The 4,953-nt window shown below is 31.9% G+C and carries 6 protein-coding genes; 3 read left to right on the forward strand and 3 right to left on the reverse strand.

Features of this window, described 5'->3' with window-relative positions:
• A partial coding sequence (locus KJ849_06280) for a helix-turn-helix domain-containing protein (GenBank protein MBU2600163.1) occupies window positions 1-235 on the reverse strand: 235 nt, incomplete at its 3' end.
• Window positions 236-624: 389 nt separating this feature from the next.
• On the opposite strand from KJ849_06280, the gene KJ849_06285 reads away from it, so the two are divergent.
• The 3 genes from KJ849_06285 to KJ849_06295 all read left to right on the forward strand — a co-directional run bounded on the left by KJ849_06285 (window position 625) and on the right by KJ849_06295 (window position 3,775).
• A complete protein-coding gene (locus KJ849_06285; GenBank protein MBU2600164.1) occupies window positions 625-1,449 on the forward strand; it encodes a metallophosphoesterase in 825 nt (274 codons plus the stop codon).
• 48 nt (window positions 1,450-1,497) lie between these two features.
• On the forward strand, window positions 1,498-1,869 hold the full coding sequence (locus tag KJ849_06290) for a hypothetical protein (GenBank protein MBU2600165.1): 372 nt from the start codon (window positions 1,498-1,500) through the stop codon (window positions 1,867-1,869).
• Between the two features lie 130 nt (window positions 1,870-1,999).
• On the forward strand, window positions 2,000-3,775 hold the full coding sequence (locus KJ849_06295) for a YgiQ family radical SAM protein (GenBank protein ID MBU2600166.1): 1,776 nt from the start codon (window positions 2,000-2,002) through the stop codon (window positions 3,773-3,775).
• Window positions 3,776-3,799: 24 nt separating this feature from the next.
• Here KJ849_06295 and KJ849_06300 read toward each other — a convergent pair whose 3' ends face one another.
• The gene (locus KJ849_06300) at window positions 3,800-4,570 is read right to left on the reverse strand and encodes a hypothetical protein (protein MBU2600167.1); all 771 of its coding nucleotides are present in this window, start codon (window positions 4,568-4,570) and stop codon (window positions 3,800-3,802) included.
• Window positions 4,571-4,590: 20 nt separating this feature from the next.
• On the reverse strand, window positions 4,591-4,824 hold the full coding sequence (locus KJ849_06305; GenBank protein ID MBU2600168.1) for a cupin domain-containing protein: 234 nt from the start codon (window positions 4,822-4,824) through the stop codon (window positions 4,591-4,593).
• Window positions 4,825-4,953: the final 129 nt, after the last annotated feature.

A 4,953-nucleotide genomic window follows, 5' to 3' on the forward strand; every position in this document is an offset into this window, starting at 1 on the left:
CCTTTTCCTTTAATTGCTCTGGAATTTTTCTATTTGAAGGTTTGTTTCTTGAACAATGAATTATTCCAATTGGGCCTTCTCTGGCAACTTTTTTGACCATTCTCCTTACCTGTCTTTCTGAGAGACCAAGGATAGAGGCAGCTTTTCTTTGAGTCATCTGCTTCGAAGTAGCCTCTTCTATCACCCTTAATCTCTTTACTTCCTTTACCCTCATGACAATGTCCTTTTCCTTCATAATATCCCTCTTTTTTTGAGAGATATTTTATATCCTTGAATAGGACATTTTCGAATAGGACATTTTCATTTGCGTATTACATATTTTTTCATAACTCCACTGAATTTAGGAGATTACAAAGAGTGTCTTTTTTTCACTTTTTTCATTAAAGATAACATTTGACTTTATGATCTCAATCTTGACAAAAGTCCTTATTTAAAGTAAAGTTTGGATAAGTTAAGGAAGACATAGTACCTATTAATGAAATTTTGACCTATCGCAAATTAATTTTTAACTCCAAGCAAGTTTATCTTTTATTGCTCGGTATTATTTCCTATGTCTAATTTTCGTTAGCTTAGGGTAATCTATCCAGCCAAAAACTTCATAAACTTGTATAGTTGTTGAGAAATATGTTAACAATAACCCAGATTATTATTATTATTCTCTATCTCTGTTTTGTTGTTTACATTTTTTTAATTGAACCTAATTTAGTAAAGGTAAAAGATTACAAGATAAGAATAAGAAACCTGCCTGATTTTCTAAATAATTTAACCATTGTTCATCTTTCAGACCTTCATATTGTTAATTTAAATAAAAAAGAACATCTTTGCATTAACAAGATTAACCAAATTTATCCTGATCTTATCGTTATTACTGGCGACTTAATAGGCAATGTTCATGGTATTAATTCAGTCTTGACTTTTATAAATTCTTTGAAATCAAGGTATGGCCTCTTTGGAGTCTTTGGTAATGAAGAATATCAATCTCTTTACTACCATCATTTAGAAGAAATTATTAATTCCAAGATTACCATCCTTAAAAATAGTCATCTTAAAATCAACTTGCCAAATAACAAAAACTTTTTTATAATAGGCTTAGATGATCCGGTATTTGGACGAGATGACTTAGAAAGAGCTACTCAAGGTTTACCAAAAAATGGATTTAAGATCTTACTTACTCATTCTCCTGAAATTATTAAGAAATATCCAAAAGATAAATTTGATAACTTTGATTTAATCTTATGTGGACATGTTCACGGAGGTCAGGTAAGATTACCCTTAATAGGGCCTCTTTTAATTCCTTCTCATTGCCCAAGAAAATATAATTCTGGCTTGCATAAGATAAGAAAAAATTATATCTTAATAAATCGTGGTATTGGAACTTGTCCTTTAACGATAAGGTTTTTTTGCCGACCCGAAATATCGGTGATAAGATTAAGCCAAGTAACTAAATAAGCTTAAAAACAATACTCCGATTACTATTTTTTAAATTTTTAGTTAAAGATGAATAATTTTTCAAAAACAGTAGAAGAAATTATCTTAAAAGATCCTCATTATAAACAAGCTGCTTACTATTTTGTTTTGGCTGCTTTAGAGTATGCCCAAAAAAAAGTTAATAAGTATCACCATATTACGGGACAAGAATTATTGGAGGGAATTAAAGAGTATGCCTTGAACGAATTTGGTCCTACTGTCTATGATGTCTTTAAGTATTGGGGTATTAACTCCAGCGAAGATTTTGGAAATATTGTCTTTAATATGGTTGACTGCGGTTTGATGGGAAAGACAGAGGAAGATAGCCTTGAAGATTTTAAAGGAGGATATGACTTTAAAAAGGTTTTCGTTGATGAATACAAGATGAAGATCGAAGGATAGTTAACGTTTCTAATTTATAATCACTTTTTTTATAATCATTTTCTCATCTTCTAATCTTCTAAGATACTCTCTCTAACCACTTCTTTTAGCTGACTGCTGACATCTGACAGTTAAACATTTATAAAATAAGATGAATAATAAATTTTTGCCTATCTCTATTGACGACTTAAAGGAAAGAGGATGGAAGAGATTAGATATCATCTTAATTACTGGTGATGCTTATGTGGACCATCCTTCTTATGGAGCAGCTGTTATTAGTAGGCTTTTAGAAGATGCTGGCTTCAAGGTAGGTATTATTGCTCAGCCTAATTGGAAGAGTTTAGATGATTTCTTAAGATTAGACAGACCAAGATTATTCTTTGGAATTACGGCTGGTAATCTTGATTCTATTCTTAGTAACTATACTCCAAGCAAAAGACCAAGAAAGAGTGATGATTATTCTCCTGGTGGCAAGCCTGGAATGAGACCCAATAGAGCTACCATTGCTTACGTCAACAAAGTAAAAGAAGCCTTTCCTGATATCCCGGTAGTCTTGGGAGGAATAGAAGCAAGTTTAAGAAGATTAGCTCATTATGACTACTGGTCTGATGAAGTTCGGCATTCTATCTTAGTAGATGCCAAGGCAGACATTCTGGTCTATGGAATGGGAGAAAAGCAGATATTAGAGATAGCCAAAAGGTTAGATCAAGAAGAAAGAATAGAAGATTTAAACAATATTCGAGGAACTGTAGTAGTAAGGAAAAATATAGATTGGCTTAAAGACTACATAGAGATTTTCTCCTTTGAAGAAGTAAAGACTAATCAGGATAAATTTAATGAAGCTTTTCGAGTCTTTTATTTAGAAAGCGACCCTTTTAGAGGAAAGACTATTGTTCAAAGAGATGGGTCTAGATTTGTTATTCAGTTTTCACCAGCTCTCCCTCTAACTAAAGAAGAATTAGATCATATTTACCTCCTTCCTTATGTTAGAAAACCTCATTTTATTTATGACCAGGAAGGCAAGATCCCTGGCTTTGAAACAGTAAAATTTTCTGTGACTTCCCATCGAGGATGTTGTGGAGAATGTTGTTTTTGTTCTTTATCTGTTCATCAAGGTAGGATCATCCAAAGCCGAAGCTTAGAATCTATCCTTAAAGAGATCACGATTATTACTCAGGAAAAAAACTTTAAGGGAACGATTACTGATATAGGAGGACCCACTGCCAATCTATACCAAGCAAAATGTCAATGTTGGGAAAAAGATGGAACTTGTAGAAAGAAAAGATGTTTGTTTCCTGAAAGATGTAAAAATCTTAAACTTGGCTATAAAGAGAGTTTAAGTTTATGGCAAGAAGTAAGAAATATTTCTACTATAAAACACTTATTTATTAGTAGTGGGTTAAGGTATGATTTATTAGTCTCTAACCACTCAGAAGAGTACTTAAATACCTTGTGTAAGTATCATATCAGTGGACAATTAAAGATAGCCTCTGAACATACGGTAGATTCAATCTTAAGATTAATGAATAAACCTAGCTTTAAAGTATACGAAAGATTTGGAGAAAAGTTTAAGGAAATAAATAAGAGATTAAATAAAAAGCAATACTTGGTAAATTATTTTATAAGCTCTCACCCTGGTTCAAACTTAGATCAGGCTTTAGAAATAGCTCTTTATTTAAAGAAAAAACATATTCACCCTGAGCAAATTCAAGATTTTATTCCTTTACCTCTGACTATCTCTGGATGTATGTATTATACCAAAAAACATCCTTTAACTGGTGAAAAGGTTTATGTAGCCAAAGAGATTAAAGAAAAGATGATGCAAAGAGCTCTTATTCAATATTATCAGCCTAAAAATAAAAGATTAGTTTTAAAAGCTTTGAAGAATTTAAATAAGTTAAATCTCCAAAAAGTCTTCTTCCCTTAATAGGCTCCCTGCAACCTTATTGTTTTATCCCTGGTAGATAAATAAAAGAGATTCTTCTGCTACTCCTGTAAGGATATGGGGAAAATAACCTTCAGTAAAGGCAGTATCATTAGGATTTATCGTAAATTCTTTTTCTTCATTATAAAATTTTCCTTTAATTTCTCCTTGGAGACAAAAAACTCCATGTTGCTGCGGATGGATATCATAATTAATGTTACCTCTATCCTTAAGAACTTCAGCTAAAATTATAAAGAAATTAGTCTTATCTTTTTGGGGATGAAAGATAATTTTAGCAGACACTTCATTATAACCAGGAAGATTTTCTTTTGAAATCCAAAAAAGATTCTTGATAATTATACCCTTTTCCATTTCTAAGGAGGGTTCTTTTTCTAATAAAATTAATTCTAATTCTCCGCCTGCCTTTATGAATGCCGAACAATCATAGCCATAACCAGCTATTTCTTCTCTTAAAAGAAATTCTTTTTGATCGTCATAAAATAGACCTTCTCCTTTTAAGACCAAAAAGATTGATTGAAGAGTGGGGTCTAATTTAAAGAGATTATCTTTTTCAATCTTTAATTTACTTAAGATAAAATTAGATTTTGGTGTTTCGTTAAATTTGGAAGAAATGTAGATCTTTTTCCAAGCCTTAGGTTGAACTTCACAAAAGACGGCTTCTTCGTCTTTAGTTACATGATACTTTTTAATAATCTTCTTTTTCCCACAGCTGACCATTAAAAGGAGAGAAAAAATTATAAAAAAACTTAAATATCTCTTTTTAGACAGTGAAATCACCCCCTTAATTTTTTATCTTATCATAAATTAACTTTATCTTCTGGATGATAAGGAGCTTTCAAAAATATTACCTTAATATCTAAAGTGGTGTCGTTAGTAAGATTATGTGTCTCCTGAGGGTTAATCTTAAAGGCGTCCCCTATCTCGGTTCTATAGTTTTTATTACTAATAGTCATCTGGGGAGTTCCTTCGATAATAAAAAAAGTTTCTTCAGTCTCATTATGAAAATGTGCTCCTAAATTAATTGGGGACAGCGCCTATTTATTGAACTTTCTTTGGTCTGCCTATAGGTTTTGCCATTAATATCCGACCCAATAATCCTTCTAATCTTATCCCAAAATTCTTATCACCTGCTGGACGGCCTGTTGATGAACATCTTCGGA

The organism is bacterium, from assembly GCA_018830565.1.
Lineage (GTDB): Bacteria > UBA9089 > JAHJRX01 > JAHJRX01 > JAHJRX01 > JAHJRX01.

What these genes read in the sequence shown, in the direction of transcription:
- KJ849_06285 (MBU2600164.1), top strand. Translation starts at nt 625, where the DNA reads ATGTTAACAATAACCCAGATTATTATTATTATTCTCTATCTCTGTTTT.
- KJ849_06290 (MBU2600165.1), top strand. Translation starts at nt 1,498, where the DNA reads ATGAATAATTTTTCAAAAACAGTAGAAGAAATTATCTTAAAAGATCCT.
- KJ849_06295 (MBU2600166.1), top strand. Translation starts at nt 2,000, where the DNA reads ATGAATAATAAATTTTTGCCTATCTCTATTGACGACTTAAAGGAAAGA.